General features: G+C 58.6%; 18 protein-coding genes. 7 read left to right on the forward strand and 11 right to left on the reverse strand.

From position 1 onward, the window contains the following. Positions 1–63 precede the first annotated feature (63 nt). Complete coding sequence (locus KDX30_RS03365; RefSeq protein WP_027901851.1) at positions 64–558, reverse strand: SprT family zinc-dependent metalloprotease; 495 nt, start codon at positions 556–558, stop codon at positions 64–66. Positions 559–785: 227 nt separating this feature from the next. After that, entirely contained in the window at positions 786–1,388 is a 603-nt protein-coding gene (locus tag KDX30_RS03370) for a Yip1 family protein (RefSeq protein ID WP_231674965.1), read from the reverse strand. Between the two features lie 284 nt (positions 1,389–1,672). Between KDX30_RS03370 and ttcA the strand changes: the two genes are divergently transcribed. Beyond that, positions 1,673–2,497, forward strand: a complete 825-nt coding sequence (gene ttcA / locus KDX30_RS03375; protein WP_099270640.1) for a tRNA 2-thiocytidine(32) synthetase TtcA — start codon at positions 1,673–1,675, stop codon at positions 2,495–2,497. Between the two features lie 95 nt (positions 2,498–2,592). Here ttcA and KDX30_RS03380 read toward each other — a convergent pair whose 3' ends face one another. Genes KDX30_RS03380 through arsC form a run of 4 tightly spaced genes read right to left on the reverse strand, consistent with a single transcriptional unit; the run spans position 2,593 to position 4,658 of the window. Then, positions 2,593–3,264 carry a DNA-3-methyladenine glycosylase I gene (locus tag KDX30_RS03380; RefSeq protein WP_027901854.1) on the reverse strand — a complete coding sequence of 224 codons (672 nt, stop codon included), beginning with the start codon at positions 3,262–3,264 and terminating at the stop codon, positions 2,593–2,595. A gap of 29 nt (positions 3,265–3,293) precedes the next feature. Further along, positions 3,294–3,710 carry a DUF2069 domain-containing protein gene (locus tag KDX30_RS03385; RefSeq protein WP_231674966.1) on the reverse strand — a complete coding sequence of 139 codons (417 nt, stop codon included), beginning with the start codon at positions 3,708–3,710 and terminating at the stop codon, positions 3,294–3,296. Continuing rightward, a complete protein-coding gene (wrbA, locus tag KDX30_RS03390) occupies positions 3,703–4,308 on the reverse strand; it encodes an NAD(P)H:quinone oxidoreductase (RefSeq protein WP_027901856.1) in 606 nt (201 codons plus the stop codon). Before wrbA ends, KDX30_RS03385 begins: the two co-directional genes overlap by 8 nt. Beyond that, the gene (gene arsC, locus KDX30_RS03395; protein WP_027901857.1) at positions 4,305–4,658 is read right to left on the reverse strand and encodes an arsenate reductase (glutaredoxin); all 354 of its coding nucleotides are present in this window, start codon (positions 4,656–4,658) and stop codon (positions 4,305–4,307) included. The genes wrbA and arsC overlap by 4 nt, the downstream gene beginning before the upstream one ends. Positions 4,659–4,860: 202 nt before the next feature. On the opposite strand from arsC, the gene KDX30_RS03400 reads away from it, so the two are divergent. Then, the gene (locus KDX30_RS03400; RefSeq protein WP_231674967.1) at positions 4,861–5,328 is read left to right on the forward strand and encodes a TlpA family protein disulfide reductase; all 468 of its coding nucleotides are present in this window, start codon (positions 4,861–4,863) and stop codon (positions 5,326–5,328) included. 293 nt (positions 5,329–5,621) lie between these two features. Here KDX30_RS03400 and KDX30_RS03405 read toward each other — a convergent pair whose 3' ends face one another. From KDX30_RS03405 to KDX30_RS03420, 4 genes are all read right to left on the reverse strand, one after another. Next, complete coding sequence (locus KDX30_RS03405; RefSeq protein ID WP_099270636.1) at positions 5,622–6,026, reverse strand: META domain-containing protein; 405 nt, start codon at positions 6,024–6,026, stop codon at positions 5,622–5,624. After that, a complete protein-coding gene (locus tag KDX30_RS03410) occupies positions 6,023–6,460 on the reverse strand; it encodes a hypothetical protein (protein WP_027899236.1) in 438 nt (145 codons plus the stop codon). Before KDX30_RS03410 ends, KDX30_RS03405 begins: the two co-directional genes overlap by 4 nt. Before the next feature lie 55 nt (positions 6,461–6,515). Beyond that, positions 6,516–7,505 carry a 2-hydroxyacid dehydrogenase gene (locus tag KDX30_RS03415; RefSeq protein ID WP_231674968.1) on the reverse strand — a complete coding sequence of 330 codons (990 nt, stop codon included), beginning with the start codon at positions 7,503–7,505 and terminating at the stop codon, positions 6,516–6,518. Positions 7,506–7,797: 292 nt separating this feature from the next. Next, positions 7,798–10,551 (reverse strand): response regulator, encoded by a 2,754-nt coding sequence (locus tag KDX30_RS03420; protein ID WP_231674969.1) that lies wholly within the window; start codon positions 10,549–10,551, stop codon positions 7,798–7,800. 257 nt (positions 10,552–10,808) lie between these two features. On the opposite strand from KDX30_RS03420, the gene cysM reads away from it, so the two are divergent. The 5 genes from cysM (at position 10,809) to KDX30_RS03445 (ending at position 16,972) form a co-directional block, all read left to right on the forward strand. Next, positions 10,809–11,711 (forward strand): cysteine synthase CysM, encoded by a 903-nt coding sequence (gene cysM, locus KDX30_RS03425; protein WP_027899233.1) that lies wholly within the window; start codon positions 10,809–10,811, stop codon positions 11,709–11,711. Continuing rightward, a complete protein-coding gene (gene rlmD / locus KDX30_RS03430; RefSeq protein ID WP_231674970.1) occupies positions 11,711–13,066 on the forward strand; it encodes a 23S rRNA (uracil(1939)-C(5))-methyltransferase RlmD in 1,356 nt (451 codons plus the stop codon). Before cysM ends, rlmD begins: the two co-directional genes overlap by 1 nt. 158 nt (positions 13,067–13,224) lie before the next feature. Next, positions 13,225–15,468: a GTP diphosphokinase gene (relA, locus tag KDX30_RS03435; protein ID WP_027899231.1), complete on the forward strand. Its 2,244-nt coding sequence runs from the start codon at positions 13,225–13,227 to the stop codon at positions 15,466–15,468. Positions 15,469–15,565: 97 nt separating this feature from the next. Further along, positions 15,566–16,399, forward strand: a complete 834-nt coding sequence (gene mazG / locus KDX30_RS03440; protein WP_231674971.1) for a nucleoside triphosphate pyrophosphohydrolase — start codon at positions 15,566–15,568, stop codon at positions 16,397–16,399. A gap of 30 nt (positions 16,400–16,429) precedes the next feature. Next, positions 16,430–16,972, forward strand: coding sequence for a DUF2058 domain-containing protein (locus KDX30_RS03445; RefSeq protein ID WP_027899229.1), 543 nt, complete (start codon positions 16,430–16,432; stop codon positions 16,970–16,972). A gap of 84 nt (positions 16,973–17,056) precedes the next feature. Here KDX30_RS03445 and KDX30_RS03450 read toward each other — a convergent pair whose 3' ends face one another. After that, the gene (locus tag KDX30_RS03450; RefSeq protein WP_027899228.1) at positions 17,057–17,236 is read right to left on the reverse strand and encodes a hypothetical protein; all 180 of its coding nucleotides are present in this window, start codon (positions 17,234–17,236) and stop codon (positions 17,057–17,059) included. Positions 17,237–18,236 lie beyond the last annotated feature (1,000 nt).

The following is an 18,236-nucleotide window of genomic DNA, read 5'->3' on the forward strand; positions in this document are numbered from 1 at the left end:
ACCGGGTCGCCCTTATCGCGGGCAAGCCACGCTCCCACAGATTCTGCGCAATCGCGTAGAACCTCAAACCACCCGCGTTTCACCACTGAACACCAGCGTTTCGCGGCAGCTGCGGCATAAATAGCGGCGGCCTTTGCGGACCATTTGGTGACGTTGGGCCGAGAACGGGAATTCGCTTCCAGGGCACGGGCAGCGGTATATGTAGCGCGTCACGCTGCGGCGCTGGACGGCGTAGGTGTGGCAGCGGTTGGGCGGCAGTTCGTAGACGCCGCGCATGATCAGTTGCCATTCCTCGCCGTGGGGCTGGATGCGGTCACCGAACAATTGGTGGGCGATCAGGTGCGCGACTTCGTGGGCGACGGTCTGGCGTAAAAAGTCTTCGCTGTTTTCCCGGTACAGCTGTGGGTTGAAGCGCAGCATGTTGTCATGCAAATGCGCGACACCGGCTTTTTGGCCGCGCAGCTTGAGGCTGACTACCGGGCGTGTGAAAGGGCGTTTGAAAAAGGCTTCGGCTTGTTGGTAACAGACTTCGACACGGGTGTTGAGTGGCTCGAGCATGCTTCATGGGTCTCCAGAGACGCCGAGTATGCCGTAAAAGGCCTGGATATCGAAAACCCAAGCTGCCGAATGGTCGTCCAGGCTGACGCGGTAGTCTCCCGTGGGAGCGAATTCATTCGCGAAGAGGCCAGCACAGTCGACGCATTGATATCGCCAGAACCAACGCCTTCGCGAATGAATTCGCTCCCACGGGATTTGCGGTCACATGCAATTTCAACGGCGAACCATCAGTTGGAGTACTCCGGCCCAACGCCAATGCCCCACAGCACCACTGTAAACGCCATGATCGCCACCAGCACCACCAGACCCACTGCAAGTATGGAGCTTGAGAACATGAAGCCTTCGTCCGCCGGGATTTTCATGAAGGTCGGCACGCCGACGTACAGCAGGTAAACCGTGTAGCAGACGGCTGCCGTGCCGACCATCATGCCTAGCCACATGTGTGGATAAAGTGCAGCAAGACCGCCGATGAACAGCGGCGTCGCCGTGTAAGTCGCGAAGGCGAGGCAGCGTGCCAGGCTAGGCGTCGCATCGTAGGTGCGGGCCATCCAGTGGATGAAGCCGCCCATGATCGCAACACCGGCGAGCATGGCGATGTACGACATGATCGTCATCCATATTGCGCTTTCGTGGGTCAGCATGACCGGCGCTCGATCCCCAATTACCCAGCCCATCTGCGTGGTCCCGATATAGGCCGAAACCGCCGGGATTGCCGCCAGGATCAGGGTATGCGTGAGGTATAGATGGCCGATGCTTTGTTCTTCCTCGCCACGGATGTCCTGCCATTCCTGATCAGGATGGGCAAACAATCCCCATACGTGATGGATCATGTGGAGTACTCCTTCCTTTCATGTACGACATGGAACCGTCTTTAGCCGGGAAGAAGCAGTACAGGCGATAGATTTACATCCCTGAAAATACTGCTTTCTCGTCCGCCCTCGATTTCAGTATAGGAAGCCTGACCTGTACAAAAAGCACCCGGTTAGAGCAATTGGCGATCTACAGGCCGCTGCTAATGCCCTCAGGCAGTAAACAGCAAGCTTTAGCCCCACGCCGTATTTATGCGTAAAATGCCGGGCTTTTCTCCTTGTCATTGCAACCGGATACCAGCGCCATGGGCACCCTTTCAGTCAATCAGAACAAACTGCAGAAACGCCTGCGTCGCCTGGCCGGTGAAGCCGTGGCCGACTTCAACATGATTGAAGAGGGTGACAAGGTCATGGTCTGTCTGTCTGGCGGCAAAGACAGCTACACCATGCTTGATGTGCTGATGCATTTTCAGAAGGTCGCTCCGATCAAGTTCGATATCGTCGCCGTGAACATGGATCAGAAGCAGCCGGGTTTCCCCGAGCACGTGCTGCCTGCCTATCTGGAAACACTGGGCATCGAGTATCACATCGTCGAGAAAGACACATACTCGGTGGTCAAGGAACTGATCCCGGAAGGCAAGACCACCTGTTCGCTGTGTTCACGCCTGCGTCGCGGCACGCTGTACACCTTTGCCGACGAGATTGGCGCAACGAAAATGGCGCTGGGGCATCATCGCGATGACATCGTCGAGACGTTTTTCCTGAATATGTTCTTCAATGGCTCGCTGAAAGCCATGCCGCCCAAGCTGCGCGCCGACGATGGTCGCAACGTGGTGATCCGGCCATTGGCGTATTGCCATGAGAAGGACATTCAGGCTTATTCCGACTTCAGGAATTTCCCGATCATCCCGTGCAACCTGTGTGGTTCTCAGGAAAACCTGCAGCGTCAGGTGGTCAAGGACATGCTTCAGGAGTGGGAGCGCAAGACGCCGGGTCGGACCGACAGCATTTTCCGCAGCCTGCAGAATGTCATTCCGTCACAGCTGGCTGACCGCAATCTGTTCGACTTCACGAATCTGCGCATCGACGAAACCGCCGCATCGCGGTTTGTTAATGTGGTGAATGTCTAAAGACGGTTTCTGTAGGAGCTGCCGCAGGCTGCGAAGCGCATTGGCTGATACTCCGCGATTCGCAGCCTGCGGCAGCTCCTACAGATTTAGTAGACTCAGTGATTCACCGTAAACGCCAGCATCGCTGACAGCTGGCACAACGGCCTGCCGCTTTCGCTTTGCCATTGGTTGAACACTTGCTGGACGATGGCCTGATCGCGTTTGCTGGTCGGGACTTTGTCGACGATCTTCTGGGCGTTGAGCGCGGCTACCACGTCCCAGGTCGGGATAAAGGTGTCTTTACCCACCATGCGCAGGAAGCGCGGCGCAGACAGTCCGCCCATCTGGTTGCCGTGTTTGGCGAGGTACTGCCAGAGCCCGGTGATGTCATCCACCGGCCATTGGGCGATGAAGTTGCCGAAACTGCCGTGTTCCTTTTCGATGTCCAGTACCAGTTGCGCATTGCGCGGCACGCTTTTGAGTTTGCCCAAGTGGCGAATGATCCGCGCATCCTGCATCAGCCGCTCAAGATGGTCGGCGCCCATGAGCACGACTTTTTCCGGATCGAAGCGGTAGAACACTTCCTCGAAAGTCGGCCACTTGGCGTCCACCAGGCTGTGTTTCAAACCGGCGCGGAACACCCGCAGGGCCATGGTCGACAGGTAGCGGTCGTCGCCGATGGCTTGCAGTTGTTTAGCGGTCTTGGGTGTCGGCAAATGTGCTTCGAGGGCTTTGGCCGAGCCGAAGCGGTTCAGGCAGTACTCATTCAGCCATTTGTAATCGTGCATTACTGCTCCAGAAAATGATGCGTACAGCCTCAGACTTGGCCTTCGCCCGCAAGTTTACGGTTTCGCTGAAAAGTCCATCTGATGTACAGCAGCGCGCTGACAAATACCCCGAGGCTGGCGAGCATCTCCAGGATGCCGAACAGCGAACGGTTGGGATCGAACGCTGCCAGCGCACCTTTGATGAAATACAGGTTGACCACGAAACACAGCCACGAATAAGCGCGGGGGCTGCCACTGATGATGTCCGGTGCGAACAACAGCAACGGCACCAGCTCGATCAGCAGAATCACCCATGGCCGTGCGCCGTGCAGGTCGGCAATCCACAGGTAATAAATGCTCAGCAGCGCGATCAGCCCGAAAAAACTGCTCAGGCTGATCAGGCGGCTGATTTTTACTCTCGGCTCAAGCCAGTCCAGCGCAGGCAGGACTTTAGGCTTTTTAGCCACGGGCCGGGTCTAGCAGAAGGGCGGTTTTCGCCAGACGCTGACCGAGTGCGCGACACAGTTGGGTCTCGTGCGGATCAAGCGGGCGCTTGCCGTCAGGCCCGGCGTGGTGACTGGCGCCATAGGGGGTGCCGCCGCCACTGGTTTCCACCAGTGCAGATTCGCTGTAAGGCAGGCCGGTGATCAGCATGCCGTGGTGCAGCAACGGCAGTAGCATCGACATCAAGGTGGTTTCCTGGCCGCCGTGCAGGCTGGCGGTGGAGGTGAACACGCTGGCCGGTTTGCCCACCAGCGCGCCGGTCAGCCACAGGTTGCTGGTGCCGTCGAGGAAGTACTTGAGCGGTGCCGCCATGTTGCCGAACCGCGTCGGGCTGCCAAGGGCCAGGCCCGCGCAGTTTTTCAGGTCATCCAGTGTGGCGAACAGCGCGCCACTTTCCGGGATGCTCGGCGCCACGGCTTCGCATTCGGTGGAAATCGCGGGTACGGTACGCAAGCGCGCTTCCATACCGCCCAGTTCGATACCGCGGGCGATCTGCCGGGCCATTTCGCTGGTTGAGCCGTTGCGGCTGTAAAAGAGGACCAGGATGTACGGCGTGCTCATGGTAAAAGCTCCAGGACGTTTTCTGGTGGGCGGCCGATGACGGCCTTGTCACCGGCGACCAGGATCGGCCGCTCGATGAGTTTGGGGTGCGCGACCATGGCGTCGATCAATGCGTCGTCGCTCAGGCTTTGGTCGGCCAGGTTGAGGGTTTTGTAATCGTCTTCGCCGGTGCGCAGCAGTTGACGGGCACTGATGCCCAGCTTGTTCAGAACGTCGCGCAATTGCCCGGCGTCGGGCGGGGTTTCCAGGTACAACACGATGGACGGGCTCAGGCCTCGGGCTTGCAGCAGTTCCAGCGCGCCGCGCGATTTGGAGCAGCGCGGGTTGTGATAAAGCGTCAGGTCGGTCATTTGCAGGTCGCATCCAGCATGAAGTGGCGGCTATTCTACCCGCCATAGGACCTGGGCTAAACACCGAGCGGTGATCGGTCGCAGGTTTAAGTATTCGATGAGAGTCGTCCCGGCGTCCCTGACAGCACGCTGTCGGTGAGCTCCTACAGGATTTGGGTCAACTCTGAAAATTGCATTTTGTTTGACAGGAGTGAGGAACAACATGGCGAGGCGATTGGCAGCGGTAGTGGCATTGGTCGGCAGTATCTTGCTGGCGGGGTGTGGCGTGGATCTGGGGGCTGACCAGAACGGCCAGAAAGTTGCCAGCGAGCGTATCGAAAAGCATTGGCTGGTGATCAATTACTGGGCTGAATGGTGCGGCCCGTGCCGGGTTGAAATCCCGGAGCTCAATCACCTGTCGGAAGAGCTCAAGGACCAGAAGGTGACGGTGCTTGGGGTCAATTTCGACAACTTGCAGGGCGAAGAGCTGAAAACCGCCAGCAATGCGCTGGGCATCAAGTTCACGGTGTTGGCTCAGGACCCGGCTGCGCAATATGACCTGCCGCCGAGTGAGGCACTACCGGTGACCTACATCATCGACGACAAGGGCAAGATGCGTGCGCAGTTGCTGGGCGAACAGACCGCAGCCGGTGTGACGGCGAAGCTGAAGGCGCTGCGCGGGGAGGGGTGAAATCTAATAGGCAGGAAAAACCTCTATCGGCTGCACCATCACGTCGCGAACAAGTTCGCTCCTACCGATCAGTGCGTGTCAGGCGGTTCTGGTAGGAGGCAACTTGTTGGCGAGAGGGGCTGATGCGGTTATTCAGGCAAACCGCCTCGCGAACAAGTTCGCTCCTACCGGGCATTGCCGTGTCAGATTGTTGTGGTAGAAGGCAACTTGTTGGCGAGAGGGCTGACGCGGTTCTTCAGATACACCGCCTCGCGAACAAGTTCGCTCCTACCGGAAATGGTGCAACCCAGGGATCAACCCTCTTCCCAGAACCTCAACGGTTTGCCTTGCGCAGGCCACAGGCGCAGTTGGTCGATGGGCGAGATGTCCCAGCGCTGAACTTTGCCAACCGCTTGCAGGAAGCGTTGCTCTTGCTCCATCAGGGCCGGGGCACACATTTTGCGGGTGCTGCCGACGGCACCAAACGTGATGGTCTCGTCCTGCAGGGTGTACGACGCAAACCAGTGGTTGCAGCCGGCATTGCCGTAGGCGCGGCCATCGGCGCCCAGGGTCATGGTCAGGTGACTGTTGTCGATCAGCGGACGTTCGCCGATCCATTCCAGCACGTAGCTTTGGTCATGCTTGATCGGCAGCGGTTTAGCCGCGCAGCCGACCAGCAAGGCAGCACCGACGAGTGCTGACAGGGCAAACGGTTTCATGCAGCTTTCTCCTGACACTTCTTGCAGAAGTGCTTCTCACCTTCGGATTTCCAGCCCAGCTCGGCAATGCGTGCTGATGCGGCGGGTTTCTGTGCGGCAACGCCAGCCTTGGCGTCAACCATGAACTCGAAGTCCAGCACTACACCGCAACTGTCGCAATTGACCTTCCACTGGTGGATGGCCAGTTCGTCGAACACCGGACCTTTGGCGACTGCAATCCATTGGCCGGGCGGGTTGATCAGGTGGCGGACCTTCTCGACCTGCAGGCGCATGTGCAGGGTTTTGCTGCCTTTGATGGTCACCAGCAGTTCGTCACGGTCGTGAATCGAACCGCCGTTGCCAGTCACTTGATAGCGCCCCGGTGCGAGGGTGCGGCACTCGGTCAGGGTGTGTTGCGGGTTGAGCATGCTGTAGCGAAAATCGTGTTCGGCCATGAGGTCCTCCAAATTGCGCGCATCCTATCACGCAGTTGTGGGATTTCTCTTCCCGCTAGCTTGCCACGAGATTTTGCGGCTGACCGCTGGACCAGGCATGAATGTTGTCCAGCGTGGTCTGCGCGATAGCACCCAGGGCTTCGTGGGTCAGAAAAGCCTGATGAGCGGTCACGATTACATTGGGAAAGGTCAGCAGGCGGGCAAGCACGTCATCTTGCAGCGGGTGATCGGAGCGATCCTCGAAAAACAGCAGCGCTTCTTCTTCGTAGACATCCAGCCCCAGATAACCCAACTGACCGCTTTTCAAGGCTTCGCTCAGGGCCGGGGTGTCGACCAGCGCGCCGCGTCCTGTGTTGATCAACATGGCACCGCGCTGCATGGTCGCCAGCGACCGGGCATTGATCAGGTGTCGGGTTTGCGGCGTGAGCGGGCAGTGCAGGCTGATGATCTGCGACTGTTGCAGCAATTCTTCGAGGCTCAGGTAGCGGGCGCCCAGGGCTTCGACGTGTGGATTGGGGAAGGGGTCGTAGGCGAGCAACTCGCACCCGAAACCCGACATGATTTTGGCGAAGGTTGCGCCGATCTGCCCAGTGCCGACGATGCCGACGGTTTTGCCCACCAGATCGAAGCCGGTCAGGCCATGCAGGCTGAAATCGCCGTCACGGGTGCGGTTGTAGGCGCGATGCAGGCGACGGTTGAGGGCCAGAATCAGCGCGACGGCATGTTCGGCCACGGCATGCGGTGAATAGGCGGGTACCCGCACCACGCTGATCCCCAGTTTCTGCGCGGTTGGCAGGTCGACATGGTTGTAGCCGGCCGAACGCAGAGCAATCAAACGAGTGCCACCGGCGGCCAGACGTTCAAGTACGGGCGCGCTGAGGTCATCATTGATGAACGCGCACACGACTTCGTGGCCGTCCGCGAGTGCGGCTGTTTCCATTGTCAGGCGAGCCGGCTGGAAGTGCAGTTGCAGCGATTCAGGCAGACGCGCGGCAAGAAAGCTGTCGCGGTCGTAAGTCTGGCTGCTGAAGATCAGAGTGCGCATCTACGATTCCTTGTAGTGTTGGAGAGATACCGGATCTTGTAGGCGCTGCCGAAGGCCGAGAAAGCGGTGTGTCAGATATATTGCTTTGCAGCTTCGGCGGCTCCCGTCAAACATAAAATAACTAACTGAATTCAAATGCTTTTTCTGTAGGAGCGAGATTGCCCGCGATTGCGCCAGCACAGACGATATATTCATCGACTGACAGACCGAATCGCGGGCAAGCGCGCTCCTACAGTTCTATGTTTGGCGCGAGCCAGCGCGGTGCCATGGACCGTGGGCTCAAACCCTTCGATCAGGCACTCACCCGCGCTTCATCAGCCAGGCGTTTTATGGCTGATTCCAGTTCGTCCAGAGCATCGTGGACTTGCGGTGCATTTTGCTTGAGTAGCGTTTCGCTGCGTTGACATGCAGCACGTAATTGCGGAACTCCACAGTATCGGGTTGCGCCGTGCAGGCGATGGACGCGTTCGAGCAGGGCTTCCCGGTCATCGCTTTCACGGGCTGAGCGAATCGCTTCACGGTCGCCTTCCAGTGATGCCAGCAACATGGCCAGCATGTCGGCGGCGAGATCAGGTTTGCCTGCGGCCAGTTTCAATCCTTCGCTGTGATCAAGCACATGCATGTCGGCACTGCGGTGAGTGTTTTCGGTTTGACGCTCCGGTGCCTGATTGCGCAGGGCCAGGCCGGTCCACTTGAGCACCACCTGGGCCAGTTGTCGTTCACTGATAGGCTTGGTCAGGTAATCGTCCATGCCGCTCTGCAGCAGCGCGCGCTTTTCATTGGCCATGGCATGGGCGGTCAGGGCGACGATAGGCAGCGACGAACTCTGGCGTTCGGTCTCCCAGGCCCGGATTGCTTCAGTGGTCTGACGCCCGTCCATGCCGGGCATTTGCACGTCCATGAGCACCAGATCGAAGGTCTCGGTCTTCACCGCGTGCAGCGCTGCATAGCCGCTGTCCACCGCAGTCACTTCGGCGCCCATGTCTTCCAGCAGGGTTTGCACCAGCAGCAGGTTGGCCGGGTTGTCGTCCACGCACAGCAGACGTGGCGGACGGCTGGACAACGGTTCGGCGGTATCGCTGCGTTGGGCGACCGGGCTGATCAGCTCGCACAAGGCGCGGCGCAGTTTGCGGGTGCAGGCCGGTTTGGCCTGCAACTGGGTGTAGATGTCCGGGACCGCCAGCTGGAACAACGCCTGCTCGGTGGTCGGACACAGCACCAGCACTTTGCAGTCGAGGTTTTCCAGGTCCCAGATGTGCTGGCGCAGGCGCTCGGGCGGCAGCTCGTGAGCGGTGATACCCAATACGGCGAGGCTGATCGCTGCGGGTGTTTGATGCGCCGCGGTGACACCGTTGAGCAGGTTTTCCAGGTTGTTGAACACCAGTGTCTGCAAGCCGCAGTCTTCCAGTTGATGCTCAAGGGCTTGCCGCGCCAGATCGTGATGCTCCATTACCGCGACCCGCAGCCCCTGCAACGGCAGGGCGGGCGCGTCCTCGATATCGTCACGGGCTTTGGGCAGGCGCAGGCTGATCCAGAACTCCGAACCTTCGCCCGGCTCACTGTCGACGCCAATCTCGCCCCCCATCTGCTCGATCAACCGCTTGGAAATCACCAGGCCCAGACCGGTACCGCCCGGCTGTCGGGACAACGAGTTATCGGCCTGGCTGAAGGCCTGAAACAAGGCGCGCACGTCCTGGCTGGACAAGCCGATCCCAGTGTCCTCCACGCTAATGCGTAACTGGGCGCTGTCTTCGCTTTCGTCTTCGACCATGGCCCTGGCGACGATAGTGCCTTCCCGGGTGAACTTGATCGCGTTGCTGACCAGATTGGTCATGATCTGCTTCAGGCGCAGCGGGTCGCCGAGCAATGACAACGGCGTGTCTCGGTACACCAGACTGACCAGTTCCAGCTGTTTGGCGTGGGCAGCCGGGGCAAGAATGGTCAGTGTGTCCTGCAGCAGATCACGCAGGTTGAACGGCACATTATCGAGGACCAGTTTGCCGGCCTCGATCTTCGAGAAGTCGAGAATTTCGTTGATGATCCCCAGCAGGCTGTCGGCCGATTTTTCGATGGTGCTCAGGTAATCGTACTGGCGCGGCGTCAGATCGCTTTTCTGCAGTAAATGGGTAAAACCAAGAATGCCATTGAGCGGCGTGCGGATTTCATGGCTCATGTTGGCCAGGAATTCGGATTTGATCCGGCTGGCTTCCAGCGCTTCTTTGCGCGCCAGATCCAGTTCGATGTTCTGGATTTCGATGGTTTCCAGATTCTGCCGGACGTCTTCAGTGGCTTGTTCGATGCTGTGTTGCAATTCTTCCCGAGCGTTTTGTAGCGTTGCGGCCATGCGGTTAATGCCCGAAGCCAGTTCATCCAGTTCCAGGCTGCCCAGCGGTGGCAGGCGGGTTTCCAGATTACCGTCCTTGAGTTGGGAAACCGCTTGTTTGATCAGGCTGATAGGGCCGTTGATCGTGCGGCTCATGCGCAGCGCGAGCACTGCGGTCAGGGCCATCCCGCCCAGAATCAGCAGCAGGCTGAAAAACATGCTGCGATAACCGCGCAGCAATGTACCGCTGTGGGTCAGCTCGACTTCGACCCAGCCCAGCAGGCGGTCGGCTTCATTCGGGATGATTTCGCCGGTCAGGTGACGTTCGCGACCGAGCACCGGAAGCAAGTAGCGTGTCGCATCGTTGCCGGTGCGTTGCAGGAGTTTTGTGCTGTTGCCCTCGGGAGGCGAGTTGATCATGCTCGGCCCGGCATGAGCCAGTGGCACCCGGTCTGCGCTGAGAAACGATACGGAACGTACGTCGTTCTCTTCCAGCGTCTCCACTGCGATGCGTTCAAGCAGGGCGCTGTCACCGCGGTCCAGCGCTGGCGCGGCAAGAGGCGCAAGCTCCTCGGCAATCATTTCGCCGCGCTGTAACAATTGCTCCTGCAAGTCGTGCAGCTGCATCCAGGTGAAATATCCCCCCAGCAGCGTCGCCATGAGAATGGCCGGCACGACGGTCAGCAGCAGCACGCGGCCTTTGATACCCAGCTTTTTCAGCACACTTTTTTCTCCAGCGGGCGAGGATGGCCGGTGAGCTACACAGGCTTGTAAGGTGGTGATGGCAGGTTGGTGTCAGGCAGTGTAGCTATTTAACCGGACACAATCGCCGCATATTACCCCTACTGGGTGAAGGGTGGCTTCGCATCGCTGACTATGCGTTATTCCATTTGGCGATAAGACCCGTACTTTGCGTGATATGGGCTTTAGGCGTTTGCCGTTATGATAGGCGCCCCCGCAGTCTGGATTGCGAATACGCCATGACCCTGCAGTACCCAACCATTGCCGATTGCGTCGGCAACACCCCGCTTGTGCGCTTGCAGCGCATGGCGGGTAATACCAGCAATACACTCCTGCTGAAACTGGAGGGGAACAACCCTGCCGGTTCGGTCAAGGATCGTCCTGCGCTGTCGATGATTACCCGTGCCGAACTGCGTGGTCAGATTCATCCTGGTGACACCCTGATCGAAGCGACCTCTGGTAACACTGGCATCGCCTTGGCCATGGCCGCCGCGATCAAGGGTTACAAGATGGTCCTGATCATGCCGGACAACTCCAGCGCCGAACGCAAGGCGGCGATGACTGCCTATGGCGCCGAGCTGATTCTGGTCAGCAAGGAAGAGGGCATGGAAGGTGCCCGTGACCTGGCTGAGCGGATGCAGAGCGAAGGTCGCGGCAAGGTGCTTGACCAGTTTGCCAACGGCGATAACCCGCAGGCGCATTACACCAGCACCGGCCCCGAAATCTGGCAGCAGACGGGCGGCACAGTCACCCATTTCGTCAGCTCCATGGGGACCACCGGCACCATCATGGGCGTGTCGCGTTACCTGAAAGAACAGAACCCGAATGTGCAGATCGTCGGACTGCAACCGATGGAAGGCGCAGCGATTCCGGGTATTCGTCGCTGGCCGGAAGAGTACCTGCCACGCATTTATCAGGCTGATCGGGTGGATCGCATCATTGATATGGGCCAGGTCGAGGCCGAAGAGACCATGCGCCGTCTGGCCCGCGAAGAAGGCATCTTCTGCGGTGTGTCCTCGGGCGGTTCGGTCGCGGGCATGTTGCGTCTGTCCCGTGAAGTCGAAAATGCGGTCCTGGTCGCGATCATTTGTGACCGTGGCGACCGTTACTTGTCGACCGGCGTCTATGACGCGCCCAACTGATGGCCAAACATGAAAGAGGCCTGCGCTTCCAGCCAGCAGGCGGTACCCGGGCAAACCAGATCCCGACGGGCAAGAAACAGCGGCTGACCATCGAGCGCCTGGCGAACGATGGGCGCGGCATCGCGTTTTTCGAAGGCAAGACCTGGTTCGTCGCGGGCAGCCTGGCAGGCGAAGAGGTCGAGGCGCGGGTACTCAATGCCCACGGCAAAATCGTTGAAGCACGCACCGAACGTGTGTTCCAGGGCAGCGCGATGCGTCGTCCTGCGCCGTGCGTGCATTTTGGTCGCTGCGGCGGTTGCAGCGTGCAGCATGTGCCCCACGCTGAACAGCTCGCCCTGAAACAGCGCATGCTCGCCGAGCAGTTGCAACGGGTCGCGGGCGTTGAGCCGGAGCAGTGGGCAGCGCCGCTGACCGGTCCGGAGTTTGCCTACCGCAGGCGCGCCCGGGTCGCGGTACGCTGGGACGTAAAGGCAAAACATCTGGACGTGGGCTTTCGTGCCGCCGCCAGCCAGGACATCGTCGCCATCGATGAATGCCCGGTGCTGGTACAGGCTTTGCAACCGATCATGATGCAGCTGCCGGGAATGCTGAAAAGCTTTAGCAAGCCTCAGGTGCTGGGGCATGTCGAATTGTTTTGGGGGACATCGAGCGCGGTACTGGTTCGGCACACTGCGCCACTGGCTGAAACCGATCTCAATAATTTGAAAGCATTTTGCCATACTCATGACGCACAACTATGGTTGCATGGGGAAGGTGATCCGCAGCCTGTAGACGCTTCGCAATCCCTGGGCTATCGATTGGAGCCCTGGGATCTGGAGCTGGCGTATCGGCCGGGAGATTTCATTCAGGTCAACGCGGCGGTCAACACCGCGATGATCGAACAGGCGCTGGAGTGGTTGGCACCCCAGGCCGATGAGCGGGTACTGGATCTGTTTTGCGGGCTGGGCAATTTTGCCCTGCCATTGGCGAAAACGGTCAAAGAGGTGGTAGCGGTCGAAGGGGTTGCGACCATGGTCGATCGTGCCACCCGCAATGCAATGAGTAATGATCTACACAACGTGGCATTTTTTCAGGCGGATCTTTCGCAGCCGCTGGACAAGGCTGAATGGGCAGCGCAAGGCTTTACTGCGGTGCTGTTGGACCCGCCGCGTGACGGTGCTTTTGAGGTGGTGCGCAAGCTGAAGACATTAGGCGCCCGCCGGTTACTTTATGTTTCATGTAATCCGGCAACTTTGGCTCGTGACACTGTCGAATTGCTCAGTCAGGGCTACAGATTAAAACGTGCCGGTATCCTCGATATGTTTCCACAGACGGCACATGTCGAGGCGATGGCGTTATTTGAAGCGAGTAAGTAAGCGGCGGCCCAGGGAATCGAGTCGGCTGCTTACACGGAGTCTCGTTTAATCCGACTGACCCGCGGACACCAGTCCTCGCTTGCCCGGTGAGGAGTGTTCGCTCAAGAAGGTCAGCGACTGTAGGCGCTATTCATCGCGCCGTAGGGAAGGTAAGCAACATGGTACAGGTGAGAGCACACCAGCCGATAAACACAGACGGCAGTATCAATCTCGACGCGTGGCTTGATCATGTGGTCAGCGTCGACCTCATAGTGGACCGACAGGCGCTGAAAGAGGCCTGTGAATTTGTTCGGCAAGCCGAGCAGCAGGACAATGCAGCGAAGAATCTCTGGGCCGAAGGCACGTCCAGTTTTCATACGGGACTGGAAATCGCCGAGATCCTCGCCGACCTCAAGCTGGACCAGGACTCGCTGGTTGCAGCGGTTCTGTACCGGGGCGTGCGCGAAGGCAAGATTCCGTTGCCGGATGTCGAGCAGCGTTTCGGCGCAACGGTCGCCCGACTGATTGATGGCGTGCTGCGCATGGCGGCAATCAGCGCCAGCCTCAGTCCGCGCCAGTCGTTGGTATTGGGCACTCAGGTGCAGGTGGAAAACCTGCGCAAGATGCTGGTCGCCATGGTCGACGACGTTCGCGTTGCCTTGATCAAGCTGGCCGAGCGTACGTGCGCGATCCGTGCGGTGAAAAATGCCGACGAAGAAAAGCGCAATCGCGTGGCCCGTGAAGTCTTTGATATTTATGCGCCTTTGGCCCACCGCTTGGGTATCGGCCATATCAAATGGGAGCTGGAGGACTTGTCCTTCCGCTACCTGGAACCTGAGCAATACAAGCAGATCGCCAAGTTGTTGCATGAACGTCGCCTTGATCGCGAACGTTTCATCAGCGATGTGATGTCGCAACTGGACAACGAACTGCTGGCCACCGGCGTCAAAGCCGATATCAGTGGCCGGGCCAAACACATCTATTCCATCTGGCGCAAAATGCAGCGCAAGGGTCTGGATTTCAGCCAGATCTACGACGTTCGCGCCGTGCGGGTGCTGGTTCCGGAAATGCGCGACTGCTACACCGCGCTGGGTATCGTGCACACCTTGTGGCGGCACATTCCCAAGGAGTTTGACGACTACATCGCCAACCCCAAGGAAAACGGCTATCGCTCGCTGCACACCGCGGTCATCGGGCCGGAAGGCAAGGTGCTGGAAGTCCAGATCCGTACCCATGCGATGCACGAAGAAGCCGAACTGGGGGTTTGTGCGCACTGGCGTTACAAAGGCACCGACGTCAAATCCGGCTCCAATCATTACGAAGAGAAAATCTCCTGGCTGCGTCAGGTGCTGGAATGGCACGAAGAACTGGGCGATATCGGTGGGCTGGCTGAACAGCTGCGCGTCGACATCGAGCCGGATCGCGTCTACGTCTTCACACCGGACGGCCACGCCATTGACTTGCCCAAGGGGGCTACACCGCTGGACTTCGCTTATCGGGTTCACACCGAAATCGGCCATAACTGCCGGGGCGCGAAGATCAATGGCCGGATCGTACCGCTCAACTACAGCCTGCAGACCGGTGAGCAGGTCGAGATCATCACCAGTAAGCAGGGGACGCCGAGCCGTGACTGGCTGAACTCCAACCTGGGTTACATCACCACCTCCCGGGCGCGGGCGAAAATCGTTCACTGGTTCAAATTGCAGGCGCGTGACCAGAACGTTGCGGCCGGTCGAACCTTGCTTGAGCGGGAGCTGGCGCGTCTGGCACTGCCAGCGGTGGACCACGAGCGGCTGGCGGAAAAAGCCAACATGCGCGCCGCCGACGATATGTACGCGGCATTGGGTGCGGGCGATCTGCGTCTGACTCAACTGGTCAATCTGGCGCAACAGCTGGTCGAGCCAGAGCGCGGCAACGAGCAACTGGAACTGATCCCACGCAAAGCCACCGGCTACAAGCCCGGCAAGCGTGGCGATATCCAGATTCAGGGTGTCGGCAACCTGATGACGCAGATGGCGGGCTGCTGCCAGCCGCTGCCGGGCGATGCCATCGTCGGCTATATCACGCAAGGCCGTGGCGTGAGCATTCACCGTCAGGATTGCGCCTCGGTCCTGCAGTTGGGCGGTCGCGAGCCCGAGCGGATCATTCAGGTCAGCTGGGGCCCGGTGCCGGTGCTCACTTATCCGGTGGACATCATCATCCGTGCCTACGACCGTTCCGGTCTGCTGCGTGACGTATCGCAGATCCTGCTCAACGAGCGGATCAACGTGCTGGCGGTCAACACCCGCTCGAACAAAGAGGACAACACGGCGTTGATGTCGCTGACCATCGAGATCCCGGGGCTTGATGCCTTGGGCCGCTTGCTGGGGCGGATCTCGCAATTGCCGAACATTATCGAGACGCGGCGAAACAGAACGCCTTGAGGCGTAGCTGCAAGCTTTAAGCTACAAGCCGCAAGCTGGACGCGGACAACTTGTAGCTTGGGGCTTGTAGCTTAAAGCTGTGACCGAAGGGAACCCCATGTATTCGCTCCAAGACCTGCTCCACCTCATGGCCCGTCTGCGTGACCCGAAATACGGTTGCCCGTGGGACGTGCAGCAGAATTACGCCAGCATCGTGCCGCACACCCTTGAAGAAGCGTACGAAGTGGCCGACGCCATTGAGCGCGGTGACTTCGATGATCTCAAGGGCGAGCTGGGCGATTTGCTGTTTCAGGTGGTGTACTACAGCCAACTGGCCAGGGAAGAAGGGCGGTTCGAGTTTGACGGCGTGATTGATGGCATTACGCGCAAGCTGATCCGTCGTCACCCTCATGTTTTTCCCACTGGCGATTTGTATGCGCCACTGGAAACGCCGCGCTTGAGCGACGAAGAGGTCAAGCAGCGCTGGGAGGAGATCAAGGCTCAGGAACGGGCCGTCAAGGCAAAAGCGCCTGAGCAGTTGTCACTGCTCGACGATGTGCCCGCCGTGTTGCCTGCGTTGTCTCGTGCCGCCAAGTTGCAAAAACGGGCATCACAGGTAGGTTTCGACTGGCCTTCAGCCTTGCCCGTGGTCGACAATGTCCGCGAAGAGCTCGATGAAGTGCTGGAAGCCATGGCTGACAACGACGCTGCGGGCATTGAGGAAGAGGTTGGCGATCTGTTGTTTGCAGCGGTGAATCTGGCCCGGCATCTCAAGGTCGATCCTGAAAATGCCCTGCGCGCTGCCAACCGCAAATTCGAACGCCGCTTCCGATTTATCGAACAGGCATTGCGCGACACCCAGCGTCCCATGGAAGATTGCACCCTTGAAGAAATGGACGCTCTGTGGGGCGAAGCCAAACGTCAGGAAAAGAACGCGCCCAGCTGTGGCTGAGCTCGCTGCATCTGCATAAGTGAGTAGACAATGAGCATTTCCCTTCGCGATCAGTTACTCAAGGCAGGCCTGGTCAACCAGAAGCAGGCCAAACAGGTCAGCAAAGACAAGCAGAAAGAACAGCGTCTGGCCCACAAAGGCCAGATTGAAATCGACGACTCGCAAAAGCGTGCCGCCCAGGAAGCCGCGGCCGAGAAGGTCAAGCGCGATCAGGAGCTCAATCGGCAGCAGCAGGAGAAGGTCGAGCAGAAGGCCCGCGCCGCTCAGGTCAAGCAATTGATCGAATCTTCGCGTCTGCCCAAGCTGACCACCGAGGATTACTACAACTTCGTCGACGACAAGAAGGTCAAGCGCCTGTCGGTCAACAACCTGATGCGTAGCAAGCTGAGCAACGGCTCGCTGGCGATCGTCAGTCATGGTGGGGGCTATGAAGTCATTCCCCGTGAGGCGGCGCTGAAGATTCAGGAGCGCGACCCGCGTCGCATCGTGATGTTGAGCGAGCCGACTGAAGAGAAGGCAGACGGCGATGATCCGTACGCGGCTTACAAGATCCCTGATGATCTGATGTGGTAATACCTGCGTCGTGTCAAAACAAAACCCGCCAAGTGCGGGTTTTGTTTTTTAAGCGATTCTGTTTGTCATCCAGCACGTCAGCGATCACTGACTGCGTTGGTTTTCCTGCGCCTCGAGTTCCATCTTGTAGCGCTGCGCATCGGACTCGACGTGAAACATGCCGACCAGTTGATCCTGCTGGTAGACGTCCCAGATTTGAATGCCGTCGGCAATGCTTTCGTGGGAGATATGGGCGTCATCGCGTTCAGTTACTATTACGGTCATCGTTCAAACTCCTGACTTGGACTGCGGCGATCTGTCGCAGGCCTCAGTTATAGAATTTGTTAGCTGACTACGTAAATAGTTGGTTTTTTTCATGTCCGGTTGCAGAGCACGGCAGGTTGCCGGGAGCCTTTATTTATAAGGGCTACAGCGGGTCTGTCAGGTAAATGAAGATTATTTCATGTGGCTCCAGCTGCGGATTTATGGCACCTGTGGGAGCGAATTCATTCGCGAAGGCGGTGCTAAGGCTGATCAAAATGCATCGACTGTACTGGCCTCTTCGCGAATGAATTCCCAACAGACAACCGTCTCAGGTGCATCGCAAATCCCTGTGGGAGCCGGGCTTGCCCGCGATACTGGCGACGCGGTTTCACGGCCACACCGCGTTATCGTTCTTCGCGGGCAAGCCTCGCTCCAACAGGTTGGTAGCCTCTCAAGCTTATGCAGGACCTTTGGGACCGAATTTATTCGGGAAAGGGTCGGCAGCTTCAATACTTCTGTCGCCTGACATGACGCATTCGCGAATGAATTCGAACCACCGGGATCAACCCTTGCAGGCCAACACAGAATCTCCCACAGATAATCGTTTCAGTTGGATCGCTAATCCCTGTGGGAGCCGGGCTTGCCTGCGATATAGGCGACGCGGTTTCATTGCAATACCGCGTTATCGTTCTTCGCGGGCAAGCCTCGTTCCAACAGGTTGAGAGCATCTCACGCTTATGCAGGACCTGTGGGACCGAATTCATTCGGGAAAGGGCCGGCAGATTCAACACTTCTGTCGCCTGACATGACGCATTCGCGAATGAATTCGCTCCCACCGGGATCAACCCTTGCAGGCCAACATAGAATCTCCCAGAGATAACCATCTCGGGTGGATCGCAAATCCCTGTGGAGCCGGGCTTGCCCGCGATATAGGCGACGCGGTTTCATTGCAATACCGCGTTATCGTTCTTCGCGGGCAAGCCTCGCTCCAACAGGTTGAGAGCCTCTCACGCTTATGCAG

It is taken from the genome of Pseudomonas quasicaspiana (assembly GCF_021147825.1).
GTDB classification, from domain to species: Bacteria; Pseudomonadota; Gammaproteobacteria; order Pseudomonadales; family Pseudomonadaceae; genus Aquipseudomonas; species Aquipseudomonas quasicaspiana.